This window comes from Rhodococcus sp. GB-02, assembly GCF_053470465.1.
Genome location: NZ_JBPUKE010000002.1, coordinates 174980 through 191896, shown reverse-complemented (window position 1 = coordinate 191896; position 16917 = coordinate 174980). Strand labels below are relative to the sequence as shown.

General features: G+C 63.1%; 17 protein-coding genes. 7 read left to right on the top strand and 10 right to left on the bottom strand.

From position 1 onward, the window contains the following. Positions 1–3: 3 nt before the first annotated feature. The 3 genes from ACSW29_RS13910 to ACSW29_RS13900 all read left to right on the top strand — a co-directional run bounded on the left by ACSW29_RS13910 (position 4) and on the right by ACSW29_RS13900 (position 3824). Positions 4–1437 (top strand): amidase, encoded by a 1434-nt coding sequence (locus ACSW29_RS13910; protein ID WP_448277511.1) that lies wholly within the window; start codon positions 4–6, stop codon positions 1435–1437. Between the two features lie 26 nt (positions 1438–1463). Further along, positions 1464–2180 carry a helix-turn-helix domain-containing protein gene (locus ACSW29_RS13905; protein WP_448277510.1) on the top strand — a complete coding sequence of 239 codons (717 nt, stop codon included), beginning with the start codon at positions 1464–1466 and terminating at the stop codon, positions 2178–2180. 276 nt (positions 2181–2456) lie between these two features. Next, positions 2457–3824, top strand: a complete 1368-nt coding sequence (locus tag ACSW29_RS13900) for a PhoH family protein (RefSeq protein ID WP_230814187.1) — start codon at positions 2457–2459, stop codon at positions 3822–3824. Between the two features lie 56 nt (positions 3825–3880). Here ACSW29_RS13900 and ACSW29_RS13895 read toward each other — a convergent pair whose 3' ends face one another. The 5 genes from ACSW29_RS13895 to ACSW29_RS13875 form a co-directional block, all read right to left on the bottom strand. Beyond that, positions 3881–4285, bottom strand: coding sequence for a carboxymuconolactone decarboxylase family protein (locus ACSW29_RS13895; RefSeq protein WP_317827189.1), 405 nt, complete (start codon positions 4283–4285; stop codon positions 3881–3883). 30 nt (positions 4286–4315) lie between these two features. Further along, entirely contained in the window at positions 4316–4741 is a 426-nt protein-coding gene (locus tag ACSW29_RS13890) for a limonene-1,2-epoxide hydrolase family protein (protein ID WP_317827188.1), read from the bottom strand. A 17-nt stretch (positions 4742–4758) separates the two neighbouring features. Further along, the gene (locus ACSW29_RS13885) at positions 4759–6372 is read right to left on the bottom strand and encodes a serine hydrolase domain-containing protein (RefSeq protein ID WP_448277509.1); all 1614 of its coding nucleotides are present in this window, start codon (positions 6370–6372) and stop codon (positions 4759–4761) included. Between the two features lie 95 nt (positions 6373–6467). Then, positions 6468–8039, bottom strand: a complete 1572-nt coding sequence (locus tag ACSW29_RS13880) for an MFS transporter (RefSeq protein WP_317827411.1) — start codon at positions 8037–8039, stop codon at positions 6468–6470. A 97-nt stretch (positions 8040–8136) separates the two neighbouring features. Next, the gene (locus ACSW29_RS13875; protein WP_317827186.1) at positions 8137–8703 is read right to left on the bottom strand and encodes a TetR/AcrR family transcriptional regulator; all 567 of its coding nucleotides are present in this window, start codon (positions 8701–8703) and stop codon (positions 8137–8139) included. 340 nt (positions 8704–9043) lie between these two features. Between ACSW29_RS13875 and ACSW29_RS13870 the strand changes: the two genes are divergently transcribed. Both ACSW29_RS13870 and ACSW29_RS13865 read left to right on the top strand, forming a co-directional pair. After that, positions 9044–9499 carry a nitroreductase family deazaflavin-dependent oxidoreductase gene (locus ACSW29_RS13870; protein WP_317827185.1) on the top strand — a complete coding sequence of 152 codons (456 nt, stop codon included), beginning with the start codon at positions 9044–9046 and terminating at the stop codon, positions 9497–9499. Between the two features lie 59 nt (positions 9500–9558). After that, the gene (locus tag ACSW29_RS13865) at positions 9559–10278 is read left to right on the top strand and encodes an NADPH-dependent F420 reductase (RefSeq protein WP_317827184.1); all 720 of its coding nucleotides are present in this window, start codon (positions 9559–9561) and stop codon (positions 10276–10278) included. Between the two features lie 48 nt (positions 10279–10326). Here the strand turns inward: ACSW29_RS13865 and ACSW29_RS13860 are convergent, their stop codons facing one another. Beyond that, positions 10327–11730, bottom strand: coding sequence for a class II fumarate hydratase (locus ACSW29_RS13860; protein WP_230814180.1), 1404 nt, complete (start codon positions 11728–11730; stop codon positions 10327–10329). Between the two features lie 101 nt (positions 11731–11831). Next, positions 11832–12866, bottom strand: coding sequence for a class II fructose-bisphosphatase (glpX, locus tag ACSW29_RS13855; protein ID WP_003945202.1), 1035 nt, complete (start codon positions 12864–12866; stop codon positions 11832–11834). Between the two features lie 180 nt (positions 12867–13046). Here glpX and ACSW29_RS13850 point away from each other — a divergent pair, with 180 nt between their 5' ends. Next, positions 13047–13616 carry a DUF4245 domain-containing protein gene (locus tag ACSW29_RS13850; RefSeq protein ID WP_003945206.1) on the top strand — a complete coding sequence of 190 codons (570 nt, stop codon included), beginning with the start codon at positions 13047–13049 and terminating at the stop codon, positions 13614–13616. A gap of 21 nt (positions 13617–13637) precedes the next feature. On the opposite strand, the gene ACSW29_RS13845 is transcribed toward ACSW29_RS13850, so the two are convergent. Genes ACSW29_RS13845 through ACSW29_RS13835 form a run of 3 tightly spaced genes read right to left on the bottom strand, consistent with a single transcriptional unit; the run spans position 13638 to position 15714 of the window. After that, positions 13638–13856, bottom strand: coding sequence for an exodeoxyribonuclease VII small subunit (locus ACSW29_RS13845; protein WP_003945276.1), 219 nt, complete (start codon positions 13854–13856; stop codon positions 13638–13640). Next, positions 13853–15118 carry an exodeoxyribonuclease VII large subunit gene (xseA, locus tag ACSW29_RS13840; RefSeq protein WP_448277508.1) on the bottom strand — a complete coding sequence of 422 codons (1266 nt, stop codon included), beginning with the start codon at positions 15116–15118 and terminating at the stop codon, positions 13853–13855. The genes ACSW29_RS13845 and xseA overlap by 4 nt, the downstream gene beginning before the upstream one ends. Next, positions 15115–15714: a lipid droplet-associated protein gene (locus ACSW29_RS13835; RefSeq protein WP_448277507.1), complete on the bottom strand. Its 600-nt coding sequence runs from the start codon at positions 15712–15714 to the stop codon at positions 15115–15117. Before ACSW29_RS13835 ends, xseA begins: the two co-directional genes overlap by 4 nt. 152 nt (positions 15715–15866) lie before the next feature. On the opposite strand from ACSW29_RS13835, the gene ACSW29_RS13830 reads away from it, so the two are divergent. Beyond that, positions 15867–16880, top strand: coding sequence for a 4-hydroxy-3-methylbut-2-enyl diphosphate reductase (locus tag ACSW29_RS13830; protein WP_003945273.1), 1014 nt, complete (start codon positions 15867–15869; stop codon positions 16878–16880). The last annotated feature ends 37 nt before the right edge of the window (positions 16881–16917 follow it).

Sequence of the window (16917 nt, the reverse complement as noted above, 5' to 3'; positions counted from 1 at the left end):
CCCATGACCGAACAGAATCTGCATTGGCTCTCCGCTACCGAGATGGCGGCGTCGGTCGCGTCGAACAGTCTCTCGCCCAACGAGATTGCCGAAGCGATGATCCAGCGCGTCGACGCCGTCAACCCGTCGATCAACGCGATAGTGCAGTTCGATCGCGAGCAGGTCACGCACGACGCGGCAGAACTCTCACGGCAGCAGGAATCGGGCGAGAATCTCGGCCCGCTGCACGGTGTTCCGTTCACGATCAAAGATCTGACGGCAGTGGACGGGTTGCCGACCACGTTCGGGATGAAGCCGATGGCCGACAACATCGCGACGGGAAATGCCGTCGTCGTGGACAGGCTGCGCGCCGCGGGCGGACTGTTCCTGGGAAAGACGAACACTCCCGAAAGCGGTTACTACGGTGGCACGGACAACCACCTGTACGGGCCGACGCACAACCCGTGGAAGCTTGGCAACAGCGCGGGTGGGTCCAGCGGCGGTGCGTCGGCTGCTGTGGCCGCAGGCCTCGGGCCGCTCGCCGAGGGCAGTGACGGCGCCGGATCGGTGCGTATACCCTCGGCTCTTTGCGGGGTTGTCGGGCTGAAGCCGACCACCGGTGTCATCCCGCAAACCATTATGGCCGGACGCTTCTACAACTGGGCGTACCACGGTCCGATCACCAGGACGGTTGCCGACAACGCGCTCATGCTCGACATCATGGCCGGGCCGGACAATGCGGATCCGCTCTCGATCGAGCGTGCCGAGACCTCGTACGTCGAAGCAACGAAGGGTGACGTGAAGGGACTTCGCGTGGCGTGGTCGACGAATCTCGGGCTCGGCCATGTCGATCCGGAGGTGCTGGCGGTGTGTCTCGACGCGTTGTCGGCATTCGGAGAACTGGGCGCCCAGATCACCGAGGCGACCCCGCAGTGGGGAAATCCGTCGGAGTCGATGTGGAACGGCATCTGGGTTCCCGGTTTCGCTTCGGAGTACGACTTGCTCGACTGGGAGAACCAGCGCGGCGAGGTCGACGACAACCTCATCGAGATCATGCACGAGGCCGAACGACTCACCGGTGTCGACGTCGGGCGGGCCGACGCATTTCGCGGCGTCATGTGGGACACGTGGACCACGTTCATGAACGACTACGACGTGTTGGTCTCGCCGACCTTGGCTTCGGCCACGTTCCCGCTCAGCCAGTTTGCACCGTCGTGGCTCGAAGGTGCGTCGCTGCGTGAGCAGTTGCTCGATTGGCTCTTCACCTACCCGTACAACATGCTCAACAACCCGGCGATCACCGTGCCTGCCGGATTCACCGCCGACGGCCGACCGGTGGGGCTGCAGATCGCCGCACGCCACCGTCAGGACGCACTGGTCCTGCGAGCGGCTGCGAACTTCGAGGCGGCTCGTCCGTGGGCCGACAAGAAGCCTGCAGATTCGCTGGTGGTGGCCTAGCTCACACGATTGGCTAGATTGGTGTGATGACGTCTGTACTGCCTGATCGCGGCGCTGGACCTGACATGTTCGCGCCGCGATCGCCGGCGGCCGGCGCATACGGCATTCTCGGCCTGTGCGCCGAAGAACTTCGCGCGCGTGGACTCGAGTACTCGGCTGCCGCGGTTACCTACCGAGAACCGGCGACCGGACGGCATCGGGCTCTGGCGAGTTCCGGATACAACGCCAGGGTGCTCGAGTTCCTGCTCGACGACTTCGTGGCCGATCGAAATCTCTTCGGCATCATTCGCGAGGCCTCGGGCGTGCCGGTGTTCTGGCAGGACGTGCCACGATTCGAGCAGGTCGAGATGGTCACCGATGTGCTCCGGCCGTCCGGGTACGCCGAGGGTGCGTCGGTCGCATTGGGGTTCTCGGGCCGTGAGGTGACCGGATTGCTGCACATGAGCTTCGCGGATTCCGGCGTCGTCGATCGCGTGCGGGAGGTGGTGGCGGCGTCCAGCGCGGCCTGCTCCCGCGTCGTGGGGGACCAGGTGGCGCTCGATCGCGTCCGCCTGAGCCCACGGGAGATTCAGGTTCTGCAATTGGTGGCCAAGGGCGCGGGCAATGGCGAGATCGCCGAGGAGCTGTTCGTCAGCCGTCGTACGGTCGCAACCCACCTCGAGAACATCTTCGTCAAGACCGGAACCAATTCGCGGGTTCAGGCAGCGGTGCGCGCCGCCAAGTGGGGTCTGATCGAGTCCTGAGTGACGCCGAATCACACGAGTGGCATTTTGTTACCTGGCGTTCACCAGATGTGCGGCTCGTTCCGTGGCGCGAGTGTCCGATCCGCAGTACCGTCGGCAGTAACGAGTAACCAGAAGTTACTTGTGCGGGAGGTTCTGATCGTGACTGAAACACTCAGTACGAGAGGGCCGGCGCCCGGCCCTTGTATCAGCTGACACAGCGTCACCTGACACCAGAGCCGGTCCGGCCCAGCGAGCTGAGTTTGCGCGGGTGCCGCGCAGACCTAGGAGCCCAACGTGACTGCATCACGCTCCGTCTCTGCCCACTCGGCCCGGGCTGATTTATCAGCCGGGAATCATTCGGGAGATGCACTTCGCACGTACGTCTTGGATACCTCGGTACTACTGTCCGATCCATGGGCTGTCACCAGATTCGCCGAACACCACGTGGTACTGCCACTGGTAGTGATCAGCGAACTCGAAGGCAAGCGACACCACCACGAACTAGGATGGTTCGCCCGAGAGTCGCTCCGCATGCTCGACGATCTCCGGATCGAATACAGCCGACTCGACCGTCCGGTGCCGATCGGCACCGAGAACGGGACGCTGCAGGTCGAACTCAATCACACCGACCCTGCGGTCCTACCCGTCGGATTCCGCACGGACAGTAACGATTCGAGGATTCTGGCGTGCGCATTGAATCTTGCGGCGGAGGGCAAGGACGTAGTCCTCGTCAGCAAGGACATCCCGCTCCGTGTAAAGGCAGGCGCGGTGGGGTTGCCGGCCGACGAGTACCACGCTCACGACGTTGTCCCCTCCGGATGGACGGGAATGACCGAACTGGACGTCGTCTCGACGGACATCGACGAACTGTTCAACGAGGGGTTCCTGGACCTCGACGAGGCGCGAGATCTGCCGTGTCACACGGGCCTTCGGCTGTTGGGTGGTTCGTCGAGCGCGCTCGGACGGGTGACTCCCGACAAGCGCATCCAGTTGGTGCGCGGTGAGCGCGAGGCATTCGGGTTGCACGGCCGCTCCGCCGAGCAGCGCATTGCGCTCGATCTCCTCATGGATGAGAGTATCGGCATCATCTCTCTCGGTGGTAAGGCAGGCACCGGTAAGTCGGCTTTGGCTCTGACGGCAGGTTTGGAAGCCGTTCTCGAGCGCCGCACTCAGCGCAAGGTTGTCGTCTTCCGTCCGCTGTATGCCGTTGGTGGACAAGAACTCGGCTACCTTCCCGGTAGCGAGAGCGAGAAGATGGGCCCGTGGGCTCAGGCCGTCTTCGACACTCTCGACGGGTTGGCCTCGCCCGAGGTTCTCGAGGAGGTTCTCGCCCGCGGAATGCTGGAAGTGTTGCCGCTGACGCACATTCGCGGTCGGTCGCTACACGATTCGTTCGTGATTGTCGACGAAGCGCAGTCCCTCGAACGAAATGTTCTGCTGACAGTGCTTTCTCGTCTGGGAACCGGGTCGCGAGTGGTTCTCACACACGACGTCGCGCAGCGAGACAACCTGCGGGTAGGCAGGCACGACGGAGTTGCGGCCGTCATCGAAAAGCTCAAGGGGCACCCGCTTTTTGCGCACATCACCCTCACTCGCAGTGAGCGGTCGCCGATCGCCGAGTTGGTGACCGAGATGCTCGAGGAGTTCGGCCCTACTTCTTGAGAGGCGATCTCCCCGTGCAGACTTCGGTCTGCACGGGGAGTTCAGGTTTTAGTAGTTCAGCCCTGCAACGGCCCAAGCTCGATGTCGAGAACCTCTTGCACCACACGCATTGCCGCGAGTCCGGCCGGAGCGCCGCAGTACGCGCTGGCGTGGATCACGGTTTCGACGATCTCGGTGCGCGTCAAGCCGTTTCGTAGTGCCCCGCGTACGTGGCCTTTGAGTTCGTTCTCGGCGCGCAGTGCGATCAGCATCCCCAGATTGATCAGACTGCGACTGCGGCGATCCAGTCCTGGGCGCGTCCACACCGAACCCCAGACGTTGGCCGTCACGAAGTTCTGCAGTTCTTCGCTGTCGGTGCCGCGGGTGCGTTCGAAGGCAGCGTCGACAAAATCGGCGCCCATGACTTCGGTTCGCACAGCCAAGCCGGCATCGAAGGAGTCAGGCGTGGTGTTTTCGGGCATGGAAGGTTCGCTCGCTTTCGGCAGGTTTTTTCAGGCCGGAGCAAGCCTACTTCGTGACCCGTTCCCGACCATTGCGCGGCCGACCGCGGTCACCACACCCCACGCGACGTCTCGCAGACTGAAATAGTCTCGCCAGACGGAGATCTTGCCGTCGCGCAGTTCGAAGGTTCCGCACACCCAGAATTCGATGCGCAGCGGCCCGACGGTCAGGATGTCGGTGCGTTCGGTGAGCACCGTGGACTCGTCGCCGACGATGTGGTGCATCTCCGCCTCGAATTTCAGTGAAGGCTTGGTGACCAGACGGAGCGCTCGCACGACGGTCTTCTTGCCTCGCAGTGTGGGGAGCGAGACGTTCTGCCAGACGATGTCGTCTGTCATCAATTCGGCTGCGGTGTCCACGTCGAAATCGGTGAGGGCGGCGAACATTGCGTTCACCGTGGCTGTCGAACTACTCATGGGGTGTCCTTGGCTGATTATTCGGGTGGTGTTTCCCGGATGAAGGTACCGAGGTGATCATGATCGAAGTACTCCAAGGTTAGCGAGTTTCCGTCGAAGATGGCCTTCGAGACCGTCCCAGCCGGTGCGTTCTCACCGCTGAGGGGGAACGTGAAGGTGTTTCCGTCCCAGTGGGTCAGTGGGTACGTCACGGCCGCGGGTCCCATGGTCAAGGTCAGCGCACCGTTCTTCTGCGTCACGAGCGCGGGACCCCAGTACGCGTTGCCGTAGTCGCCGGTCACTTGGTTTGTCGGCGGGGCTGGAGCAGGGGAGGCCGGTGGTGTCTTCCCAGCGAGTTCGCCCTCAGGATCGGTCTGCGAGGCAAACGACGCTTCGTACAGTGGGCGCCAGTCACGAGTGATCTTTCCGAACTGCACCAGATCGGCGAACTCGGCGGTCAGGGTCTCCGCGACACCGGTGGGAGTGCCGTTCGTGAGAACGACGATGCCGACGTCAGCGGAGGGAATCGTCACGAAATTCGTCCCGGCTCCGACCAGGAAGGCTCCGGAGTGGCTGGCTGTGACACGGCCGGCAGCGCTGTCGGAGACGTTGAACCCGTAGCCGTAAAAGCCGGAGCGCTCGCCGATTTCCTGCGCGTGCCGCGAGACGATCTCCGGGTTGACCGCGGGCACGAGCGCATCCGTCTGAACGACCTGCTGCCCCTGATACCGACCGCCGGCCAGCACCATGTCCAACCACTTGGCCATGTCGTTCACCGAGGAGCTGACTCCACCGGCGGGCGATTGAGCGTCAGCGTTCCGGACCGGTCCTACCGAGTACTTCCCGTCCTCGAGGATGTGGCCGACTGTTCGATTCTCTCGGGCCTGGTAATCGGAGAACCGCGAAGACGTCGACGTCATCCCGAGCGGACCGTAGATCGCGTTCTGTGACAGCGTTTCCCAATCGGTGCCTGCCGCAGCAGCAACGGCCTCCGCGCCGGCAGTGACGCCGAAGTTCGTGTATTCGTACGTGATTCGGAACGGATTGAGCGGTAGTTGGCGAAGTTTCTCGAGCACCTGAGCCCGGTTGTAGCCCAGGTCCTCGAGTCCGTCGCCGGCGTGGTCCGGTAGTCCAGACCGATGTGTGTAGAGATCGGAGATCGTGAGGTGCTCGGTCACCCACGGATCGGCAAGCGCGAACCCCGGCAGTTTCGAGATCACCGGAGTGTCCCAGTCGACGGTCCCGATTCCGACCTCGTGGGCGACCACCGTCGCCCCCACCGATTTCGACACCGACGCCAGTTGGAACACGGTGTCGGCATCGACGGTGGCGCTCTTCCCCAACTCGTGAACCCCGAATCCCTTTGCGTACACAGTCTTGCCGCCGTGCACTACGGCTATCGCCATGCCGGGAACACCGGAACTCTCCATGAGATCGTTCGCGAGGCCGTCGAGCTTTCCGACGGCGTCGTCGATCTGCCCGTCCGGGATCGGTACCCCGGCATCGAGGCCCGGGCTGGCGTCGCTGACGACCGGCCCGGGCGCTGAGGTCGTGTCCGAATCGGACGAGCACCCGGCGAGCAGGGCGACCGTCAGTACGACCGGAACCGCCGCAGCCGACAGTCGAGAGCTGTTTCTACTGGTGATGGACACGAGATTCTCCCTAACGGGGCGTCGTCGGTACCACTCGGTCAATCCAGTATCGGGAATCGTCGGCCCATAGTGGGACAAATCGGAAAACCGTATGCCTAATTCGGAGCCTTTGTTGTCAGGCTGCTGAGGATCGAACCTTCGGTGACGGGTTTCCAGGGGAGCAACACCGCGACCAGCAGAGCGGTGATCAGTGCTGCTCCGACCGTGAAGTACGACGCGATGGCGAAGCCTTCCAAACACGCGGTCTTCATCGTCAGGATCAGACTTTCCTTCTGTTGCTCGAAGAGCGGGCTGATGTCGCGGGAGCGGATCTCGATGACGCTCAGTACCGACTCGCGAGCAAAGCCCTTCTCCTGGGCGGACATCACGGCGTCAGGGATGGCGTCGACGATCGGGGCCACCTTGGACGTGTAGTACGACGCGACGATCGAGCCGATGACGGCGACGCCCAGTGTCCCGCCGAGTTCACGCGTCGTGTCGTTGACTGCCGATCCTGCGCCGGCTTCGTCGAGGGGGACCGAGGACATGATGGAGTCGGTCGCCGGGCCCTGGACAATCGCGAGGCCGAGACCCATGAGAACCATCGAGATCACGACGGGTCCGAGATAGGGGGTGTCGACGGTCGTCTGGCCTGCCAGGAACATGCCGCCGCTGAGGACGAGGAGGCCGAACACCATCACTGCCGTTGTGCCGAGTTTCTGTGCCGCCAAAGTGGCGACCGGGGCGCCCACGGCAACGGCGGCAGCGAAAGGCAAAGAGTGGATGCCGAATTCGAGCGGCGAATACTCCCGAACACCCTGGAAGTACTGCGTGATCAAGAACAAGAACCCGAACATGCTGAAGTAGCTGACCGCAATAGCCAAGGCGGGGAATGAAAACCGCCGGATTCGGAAGAGATTCATGTTCAGGATCGGGGCATCGGTGCGCAGTTCCCATGCGACGAATGCCGCCAACAACACTGTTGCAGAGAGGTATCCCGTGATGCTGAATGGCGACACCCATCCGCGATGTGGCGCGTCGATGATGGTCCACACCAGAATGACGATGCCGAGGAGCGACAAGATTGTTCCGACGAAATCGAATCGGCCGACGTGAAGCGCCTTCGATTCCGGAACAACCAGCAGCACACCGACGATGACCAGCAACGCAGCCGGAACATTCATCCAGAACACCGAGTGCCAGGAGAAGTGCTCGAGAAGCCAACCGCCTGCCGTCGGACCGATCGCAATCGCAAAGCCGGCCATTGCGGTCCAGGCAGCGATGGCGATGGCTCGCTCTCTGGCGTCGGTGAAGATGTTCGTGATCATGGCCAGAGTTGCCGGAAAGACCGCTGCGGCAAAGACACCCATGGCAGCGCGCGCCATGATGACCTGTTCGAGGTTGGAAGCCAACGCGCCGACGAGCGACATCGCGCCGACGCCGATCAGACCGATGATCATCACTCGGCGGCGTCCGAAGCGGTCACCCAGGTGGCCGAAAGTGAGTAGGAACCCGGCGAAGGTCAACGTGTACGCGTCGACGATCCATTGCAGGTCACTGACGCTGGCGAACAGGTCGACGCTCATCGTCGGAAGTGCGACGTTGACCACTGTGTTGTCCAGCACGACAAGGAGTTCGGCGAGGCAGATGAAGATCAGCGCAGTGAATCGACGGGACTTGGTCATCATGGGCACCGAGGGCGCCGGTGCAAGTGTGTGAGACATGTTTGTACGCCATCTCTGCTCCTGCGCGGACGGCAGCAGCGGTTGGAAGTAGAGGGGTTGGTCAGCTCGGGGCCGAGACCAGAGCCTTGAGGTGAGCGCCGATCCGATCGAGAGGCGCGGTGGTGTGCTGAGCTTTTGCCATCAGAGTCGCGCCTTCGATCGACGCGATCACGACGGTTGCCCACTGTGCTGCAGTCTCGGACGGCTGTCCCTGCTGCCAGAAGAACGATGTGAGAAGCGATTCCCACGAGGTGAAGGATTGGCCCGCAGCAGTTAATGCCGCCGGCGTCGACGCGCCCTCCACCGCCGCGGCTGCGACCGGACAGGAGGAGGTGAAATCGCTCTCTACCAAGCTGTTTCGAAATATCGTGACAACCGCGTCGATGATCTCCGGTGGGGAAGACTGGGCGATCATCGAACTGATGGCGGCGCTGACGCCTCGGCCGAAGTAGGCAACTGCTTCGCCGGCCAGCTGTCCTTTGCCTTCGGGAAAGTAGTGGTACACCGACCCGCGGGGAGCTCCCGAGCGTTCGACGATCTCGGTGAGCGAGGTCGTCGCGATCCCGTGTTCACGGAAGGCATTGATGGCGCCGACCAGCATCAGAGTGCGGGAATCGGAGTCGGCCATCCCGCCATCGTATGCAATCGCAGAGCTGTTCGATTCATCTGGTGCCGCTGATTCTCTTGGTACTCCCCACTTGCGACGCGCTGCGGCGATCGGACAACGCGTCTGCGGGCCGGTCATGGCAACGAGGCGTCTCGAGGTGTGTTCATCACTGCCTCCCAGTATGTCGATCGGTATAGGAACGAATCTGAGACTAGATGTAACCGACAGACACAGTCAAGTGTTGTGTGCAGGTAGTGGGTATTGATCGATATTCATGGTGGCAAGACTCCCGGATCAGTGGTTATATCGTGCGGTATAGAGCTGTTGCTTCGAGCGCCAGCTCCGGAGGAGAGGAAACGGCATGCCGGTACCGACGTCAGTTGCACGAAAACGAAGAATCGAAGTCGCAGTCGGGAAGTATTTCGCCAATCCGCTGGTCACCGGATTGAATCGGATCGGTTTGATGCCGTCGTTGATGACCGAGATCGAGACGGTTGGACGCCGAACCGGTCTGACCCGCCGAGTGCCCGTTGCGATCACCTACGACGGCGACGAGGCGTGGGTCATCGCGCAGCACGGCATCGACAGGGGCTGGGGCGCCAATATCTCTGCGACGCCGAAGGTTCGGATCCGTCGCCGCGGCCAGTGGGTGGACGGACAGGCCCAGATCATGCCGGACGACGACGTGCCGGCGCGGGTGAAGACATTCACGTCGGGGAAATTCAGATCGGCGCTGACGGCCTCTGCCTTTCGCGGATTGCAGACCGATCCGGTCAGTGTTCGCATCAGGCTCGAACTCGATCCGTCAACCGATTGAATCAACGGGAGTTGAAGTAGTCGGTACGGAATGACCCGGTGCGTTCTCGTCGTTGACGAATGCAGCGGTGGCGCGATCGCCACTGCACACGACGAAGGAGCAGGGTCATGCGCATCGGAATCATCGGAGCCGGTCAGATCGGTGGCACGCTCACACGTAGGCTCGCTGCGCTCGGCCACGATGTGCGCGTCTCGAACTCGCGGACACCGGACACCCTTGCAGAACTGGAAGCGGAGACGGGCGCGAAGGCAGTCCGCAGCACCGAGGCCGCCGAGGGCGCCGAGCTGATCATCGTGAGCATCCCGCAGAAGAACGTGGTCGATCTACCGGCGGGGATCCTCAGCGGTGCGGTCGCCGGTGCCCCGGTCATCGAGACCAACAACTACTACCCGCAACAACGTGACGGTCTGATCTCGGCCATCGAGGACGGACAGACCGAAAGCGGATGGGTGCAGGAGCGCCTGGGTGTACCGGTATTCAAGGCGTTCAACGGAATCTGGTGGAAGCATCTCCTCGAGAAGGGGCTTCCGGAGGGTGCGGAGGGGCGCATCGCGCTACCCGTCGCCGGCGACGACGACGCGAACAAGCAGATCGTTTTCGATCTGATCAATCAGTTAGGCTTCGATCCCGTCGATGCGGGAACGATCGACGACTCCTGGCGTCAGCAGCCGGGAACTCCCGTGTACGGCAAGGACTTCGATCGCGAAGCGACGCTGAAGGCATTAGCCGAGGCCAGCCCCGACCGCACCGACGAGTGGCGGGCATCCACCGCGGTGTAGGGAAAGAGTGGCGGTTTCCGAAGTGGAAACCGCCACTCTGTTGTTTGTTCAGTCCTTGACCTTCGCCATCGCCAGAACGTCGAGACGCTTGTCGAGTTCTTCCTCGCTCAGCTTGTCCGGGACGAGTCCGCGCTCGATGACGACCTGACGGATCGTCTTCTTCTCTTTGAGCGCCTGCTTCGCGACGGCTGCGGCTTCCTCGTAACCGATCGCCGAGTTGAGCGGCGTCACGATCGACGGCGACGATTCGGCGAGTGTCTTGAGGTGCTCCTCGTGCGCGACCAGTCCGCTGACGCACTTGTCCGCGAACAGTCGAGAGACGTTGGCCAGCAGGGTGAACGACTCCAGCAGGTTGCGGGCCATGACCGGGATGTAGACGTTGAGTTCGAAAGCTCCGGCAGCGCCGCCCCATGCGATGGCGGCGTCGTTTCCGATCACCTGAGCCGCAACCTGTGTGGTCGCCTCCGGCAGGACTGGATTCACCTTGCCGGGCATGATCGAGCTACCCGGCTGCAGGTCGGGCAGGGCGATCTCGCCGAGCCCGGTCAGCGGACCCGATCCCATCCACCGAATGTCGTTGGCAATCTTCGTCAGTGAGACGGCGATGGTCCGCAGCGCGCCCGATGCCTCGACCAGCCCATCGCGCGCAGCTTGCGCTTCGAAACTGTTCTTCGCCGGAGTCAGAGCGTCGACACCTGTCGACTTGACCAGCTCGGCAACAACTTTGGGGCCGAATCCATCCGGAGCATTGAGACCGGTACCGACTGCTGTTCCGCCGATCGGCAATTCGCCGAGGCGGGGGAGTGTTGCGTTGACGCGCTCGATTCCGGCCTCGATCTGACGTGCGTAGCCGCCGAACTCCTGGCCGAGCGTGACCGGCACAGCGTCCATCAGGTGGGTGCGTCCGGATTTGACGACGGTCTTCCACTCGGACGCCTTCGCGGCGAGTGCAGCATGCAGATGTTCCAGTGCCGGAACAAGATCGGTGACCGCTGCCTCGGTAGCTGCGACGTGCGTGGCGGTGGGGAAGGTGTCGTTGGAGGACTGCGACATGTTGACGTGATCGTTGGGATGAACGTCCACGCCGGCGGCTTTCGCGATGGACGCGATGACCTCGTTTGCGTTCATGTTCGAACTGGTTCCGGAACCGGTCTGGAAGACGTCGATGGGAAACTGATCGTCGTGCTTGCCTTCGGCGATCTCGTTCGCGGCGGCGATGATTGCGTCGGCCTTGTCCGCGTCGAGCAGCCCGAGGTCTTTGTTGACTTGCGCGCACGCTGCTTTCAGCAAGCCCATTGCGCGAATCTGGGTGCGCTCGAGGGGGCGCCCGCTGATCGGGAAGTTCTCGACCGCGCGCTGGGTCTGTGCTCGCCACAGTGCGTCGATGGGCACCCGAACTTCGCCCATGGTGTCGTGTTCGATTCGGAACTGTTGATCGTTGCTCTCCGTCATGGCTCCACATTGCCACTTTTGGAGAGCGGGCAGGGGACTACGTCCCCCGTGAGCGGTTAAGGAGTGCAGGGACTCCCTAACCACTCACGGGGCGGAGCCGATCAGAACGTCGGGGGAACCGCGCCCTCTTCACCGTCGAAGTCGACGGAACTGTACTCACGGAGCTTTTCGAGACGGTGGTACGCGTCGATCATGCGAACGGTGCCGGACTTGCTACGCATCACGATGGACTGCGTGCTGGCGCCGCCGCCGTAGTAGCGGACGCCGCGCAAGAGGTCACCGTCGGTGACGCCGGTGGCGCAGAAGAAGACGTTCTCGCCCGAGACGAGATCTTCGGTGGACAGGATCCGATCGAGATCGTGACCGGCGTCGATGGCCTTCTGACGCTCTTCGTCGTCGGTGGGCGCAAGCTTGCCCTGCAGCGATCCGCCCATGCAGCGCATGGCGGCTGCGGCGATGATGCCCTCGGGCGTTCCGCCGATGCCCACGAGCATGTCGGTGCCGGACTCCGGACGCGCCGCGGCGATTGCGCCGGCAACGTCACCATCGGAGATCAACCGGATACGAGCGCCGGTGTCGCGCACGTCCTGGATCAGCTGGTTGTGACGCGGGCGGTCCAGGATGCAGATCGTGATGTCGGAAACCGACGCCTTCTTGACCTTGGCGACGCGCTTGATGTTCTCGGCGATCGGTGCGCTGATGTCGATGACATCTGCAGCATCCGGTCCGACGGCGATCTTTTCCATGTAGAACACGGCCGAGGGATCGAACATCGCGCCGCGCTCGGCAACAGCCAGAACGGAGATGGCGTTGGGCATGCCCTTGGACATCAACGTGGTGCCGTCAACCGGGTCGACAGCGAAGTCACAGTCGGGACCGTCGCCGTTTCCGACCTCTTCGCCGTTGAACAGCATCGGCGCTTCGTCCTTCTCGCCTTCGCCGATGACAACGATGCCGCGCATCGAGACGGAGGAGACGAGCTGACGCATTGCGTCGACGGCTGCTCCGTCGCCGCCTTCCTTGTCGCCGCGGCCTACCCAGCGGCCGGCAGCCATAGCACCGGCTTCGGTGACTCGGACCAATTCGAGTGCGAGGTTACGGTCCGGGGTCTCACGATGAGTGCTGCTGGCCGTCATGTGCGGTGCCTCCTGGCGCGGTCGCGGTCGACGGGGTGTGTCGACGCAGTGGTTTCTTCAAGCGTCATTGTCCCAGATGGGAGCGGCTACGTGCGCTGTCGGGTCGCCGCACGGACGTTTTGTCGCGCTGGAGGGGGACCGGGAATCGTATCTACTGCGGAGTACCTGGATACTGGGGGTGTGGCATCGAAGAAACCCCGCATTCTCGAAGACAACAAAGACATGGTCTGGTCTCTCGTACCGTTGGTGCTGTTCTGCATCATCATTGCGGGCATCGCCAGCCAGTGCACGTTCAGTCCCGGCGGCCCGACGCAGGGGCCTATCCCGAGCGTCGACGTGGACGCAGCTCTGAACTACGACGCGAAGGAACTCGGATTCCCCATCCGTAATCCCGGCGTTCCGGACGGGTGGACCCCGAACTCCGGCAGTCGCAAGATCATTTCCGGCGATGGCGGCGGTGATTCGAGCACTGTGGGATTCATCACGACCAGTGGTCGCTACATTCAGCTGACGCAGAGCAACGCCGAGGAATTCCCCTTGGTGTCACACGTTGCCGGTGGACAGCGATTCGCGACCGGAGTCGAGACCGTCGGTGCCGATACGTGGAATGTCTTCGGCGGCGAAGGTGTCGAGTCGATCTGGGTCACGGACGTCGGAGACGTTCGCCTGTTGCTCACGGGCGCGGCGACGCCGGAAGAGTTCCGGATTCTTGCCGAGAAGGTCGGCGCAGCGCAGCCGATCACGCCATAGGATCTGCGGTCGGAGCGGACGTTATTCGTCCGCTTCGGCCAGAGCCTTTTCGACGCGGGCCCTGGCGCCGGCCAAATGCTCCTCACAGCGCTTGGCCAACGCTTCGCCGCGCTCCCACAGTGAGAGTGACGCGTCGAGGTCCAGACCGCCCTGTTCGAGAATCTTCACGACGCTCACCAGTTCGTCGCGGGCGGCTTCGTAGCCGAGTTCGTTGATGTCGGTGTCGGTGGCGTTGCTCATTTTTCTCTTCCCATCACTGCGGCGCGAACGGCGCCGTCTGCAAGTCGAACGCGAATCTGGGTACCGGGTGGCGCGTCCTCGATCGAGCGCAGAACCTCCGGATCACCGTCGGGGACAACACGTTGCACGACGGCGTACCCGCGGGCCAACGTCGCGGCGGGGCCCAGAGTGGTGAGCCGGGCACGCAGATGCTCGATCGTTCGGGACTCCGAGTCGATCAGCCGAGTTACGTCGCGTCGTCCCGCGGCTTGGAGCCTTTCGACCTCTTCGGCGCGGTGATCCACCGCCAACAGCGGTGAGGCCATGACCGGTCGAGTACGTAACTGTTCGATCAGATGAGACTCACGCTTGACCCAGCTGCGCAGTGCCGCAGCGCTGCGGTCACGCAGATCCGCAACCAGGGCAGCTTCCGCAACCGCGTCGGGTACGACGCGCTTGGCCGCGTCGGTGGGTGTGGCTGCACGCAGGTCGGCGACGTGGTCACTGAGCGGGCTGTCCGGCTCGTGGCCGATGGCACTGACAATCGGCGTCGTGCAAGCCACGATGGCGCGGCACAGCGCTTCGTCGGAGAACGGCAGGAGATCCTCGACGCTACCGCCGCCGCGAGCGAGGATGATGACGTCGACTACCGGGTTGGCGTCGAGTTCCTTCAGTGCTTCGATGATCTGGGGAACAGCAGTCGGGCCCTGAACCGCGGTGTTACGCACCGCGATAGCAACGGCTGGCCAACGACGGTGGGCGACCGAGACGACATCCTTCTCAGCCGCACTGGCTCGGCCCGTGATCAGGCCGATCGTGCCGGGCAGAAACGGAAGCGGCCGTTTGAGCCGCGGATCGAACAAGCCCTCGGCGGCGAGCAAGGCGCGCAGTCTCTCGATGCGGGCCAGCAGTTCACCGATCCCCACGGCGCGAATCTCGGTGACGCGCAACGACACCGTTCCGCGTCCGGTGTAGAACGAGAGTTTGCCGAACATCACGACACGCGAGCCCTCGGTCAACGGCACCGGAGAGTTGTGCAACAACTGTGGGGAGCACGTGATCGACAGCGACATGTCTGCCGACGGATCGCGCAGAACGAGAAAGGCCGTTCGGGTACCGGGGCGTGCGTTGATCTGGGTGATCTGACCTTCGACCCAGATGCTGCCGAGCCGATCGATCCAGCCAGCTACCTTGGCGGAAACCGTGCGGACCGGCCACGGCTGCTCAGCGCTACTGGCGCCGGACGAACGCTGCGATGAAGCGGGGGGCGTTGCGGAAGTCACTTTGCCTTGGCTGTGGTGATGCGGTTGGCGAGCATGGTCTGGAACGGTGCGCGGGCGAGCGTCGCGTTCTCGTAATCCAGGACGGCGGTCAGCTCGTCGATGCTGAGCGTCCGGATGCGCGCACGGAGCTGTGCCAGTGTGAGGTTGGGGTAGTCGAGTTCGGTGACGATCTTAGGCTCTTCGGCAGGCTTGTCCGACGTAAGTGCTGCGGATTCGGACTCGGCGCCGGGTGTGGGCTCCTCGATGGGGGCAGTCGGCTCGAGAGAGTAGAGCGCGAAGCGACCGGCGTTGGTCGGGGTGTCAGCCGAGGTCGATCCTGTGGAAGAGGTCGAGTCAGCAGGCGCGTCGGCATCCTCGTCGAAGACTGCCCATTCGGGCTGTTCGTCTTCGGAAGACCAGTTGATCAGGGCAAATGCCTGATCGCCCTTGATTGCCAACGAGGTGATCGACTGCTGCACACGCATGCTTGTCTGCAGCATCTGGCTCACGGCGGTCATCGGCAGGGCGACGGCGGTGGTGGGCAACTTCTTTGCCTCTTCCATCGCGGTGACGGCGAGTCCCGCGGCAACGCGCGCCACGAACGGTGGTCGGATCATTCCCACAGCTTGCCGCAAAGCACCGACAATCGGTAGCCGACTTGCCTGTGACGGCCGTACTCGTTCACCTCGCACCCCTCGATCGGCGCGCGAAACGAGGTGTTCATGTTTGCCGGAGTGTCTCACGTTCGAGGTGCCAGTAGGCTGGTCACATGTCTTCGGCTGTTCCTCTCAATCTCGGTATCGCGCACTCGGCTGATTCGCCGTCCACCCGCAAGGGCAGCGCCAAGCGCGTGCTCCTCGCCGAGCCTCGCGGCTACTGCGCCGGCGTCGACCGCGCGGTCGAGACCGTCGAGAAGGCGCTCGAGAAGCACGGCGCACCCATCTACGTGCGTAAGGAGATCGTCCACAATCGCCACGTCGTCGAGACGCTCGAAGATCAGGGCGTGATCTTCGTCGACGAAACCGACGAGGTTCCCGAGGGATCGTTGCTCGTGTTTTCGGCGCACGGTGTGTCGCCGGCCGTCCACGACTCGGCTGCCGAGCGGAACCTGCGCACGATCGACGCGACGTGCCCCTTGGTCACGAAGGTGCACCAAGAAGCGAAGCGGTTCGCTCGCGACGATTACGACATCCTGCTCATCGGCCACGAAGGCCACGAGGAGGTCGAGGGCACCGCAGGTGAGGCTCCCGATCACGTCACCATCGTCGACGGCCCGGATTCGGTCGACGCGGTTACGGTTCGCGACGAGTCGAAGGTCATCTGGCTTTCCCAGACCACTCTGAGCGTCGACGAAACGATGCAGACCGTCGCACGCCTGCGTGAGCGTTTCCCGAATCTGCAGGACCCGCCGTCCGACGACATCTGCTACGCCACACAGAACCGGCAGGTCGCGGTCAAGGCGATGGCTCCCGAGTGTGATCTCGTGATCGTGGTGGGTTCTCGGAACTCGTCCAACTCGGTTCGCCTGGTCGAGGTTGCGCTCGGGGCGGGCGCTGCCGCGTCGTACCTGGTCGACTACGCCCGTGAGGTGGATCTCGCGTGGCTCGAGGGTGTCCAGACAGTTGGCATCACGTCGGGTGCTTCGGTGCCCGAGGTGCTCGTGCGCGGTGTGATCGAACTTTTGGCCGAGCACGGATACAACGACGTTCAGCCCGTCACCACAGCCAACGAGACTCTGGTGTTCGCTCTTCCCCGTGAATTGCGGGCAGCGCGCACGTCGTAGAACAGCACAAAAATGCGGGGCACCTTCCATCTGGAAG

Excerpts from the sequence above, each read along its gene's own strand:
- ACSW29_RS13910 (WP_448277511.1), top strand. The coding sequence starts at position 4 with ATGACCGAACAGAATCTGCATTGGCTCTCCGCTACCGAGATGGCGGCG.
- ACSW29_RS13905 (WP_448277510.1), top strand. The coding sequence starts at position 1,464 with ATGACGTCTGTACTGCCTGATCGCGGCGCTGGACCTGACATGTTCGCG.
- ACSW29_RS13895 (WP_317827189.1), bottom strand. The coding sequence starts at position 4,285 with ATGCCCGAAAACACCACGCCTGACTCCTTCGATGCCGGCTTGGCTGTG.
- ACSW29_RS13890 (WP_317827188.1), bottom strand. The coding sequence starts at position 4,741 with ATGAGTAGTTCGACAGCCACGGTGAACGCAATGTTCGCCGCCCTCACC.
- ACSW29_RS13880 (WP_317827411.1), bottom strand. The coding sequence starts at position 8,039 with ATGATGACCAAGTCCCGTCGATTCACTGCGCTGATCTTCATCTGCCTC.
- ACSW29_RS13875 (WP_317827186.1), bottom strand. The coding sequence starts at position 8,703 with ATGGCCGACTCCGATTCCCGCACTCTGATGCTGGTCGGCGCCATCAAT.
- ACSW29_RS13870 (WP_317827185.1), top strand. The coding sequence starts at position 9,044 with ATGCCGGTACCGACGTCAGTTGCACGAAAACGAAGAATCGAAGTCGCA.
- ACSW29_RS13865 (WP_317827184.1), top strand. The coding sequence starts at position 9,559 with ATGCAGCGGTGGCGCGATCGCCACTGCACACGACGAAGGAGCAGGGTC.
- ACSW29_RS13860 (WP_230814180.1), bottom strand. The coding sequence starts at position 11,730 with ATGACGGAGAGCAACGATCAACAGTTCCGAATCGAACACGACACCATG.
- glpX (WP_003945202.1), bottom strand. The coding sequence starts at position 12,866 with ATGACGGCCAGCAGCACTCATCGTGAGACCCCGGACCGTAACCTCGCA.
- ACSW29_RS13845 (WP_003945276.1), bottom strand. The coding sequence starts at position 13,856 with ATGAGCAACGCCACCGACACCGACATCAACGAACTCGGCTACGAAGCC.
- ACSW29_RS13835 (WP_448277507.1), bottom strand. The coding sequence starts at position 15,714 with ATGATCCGACCACCGTTCGTGGCGCGCGTTGCCGCGGGACTCGCCGTC.
- ACSW29_RS13830 (WP_003945273.1), top strand. The coding sequence starts at position 15,867 with ATGTCTTCGGCTGTTCCTCTCAATCTCGGTATCGCGCACTCGGCTGAT.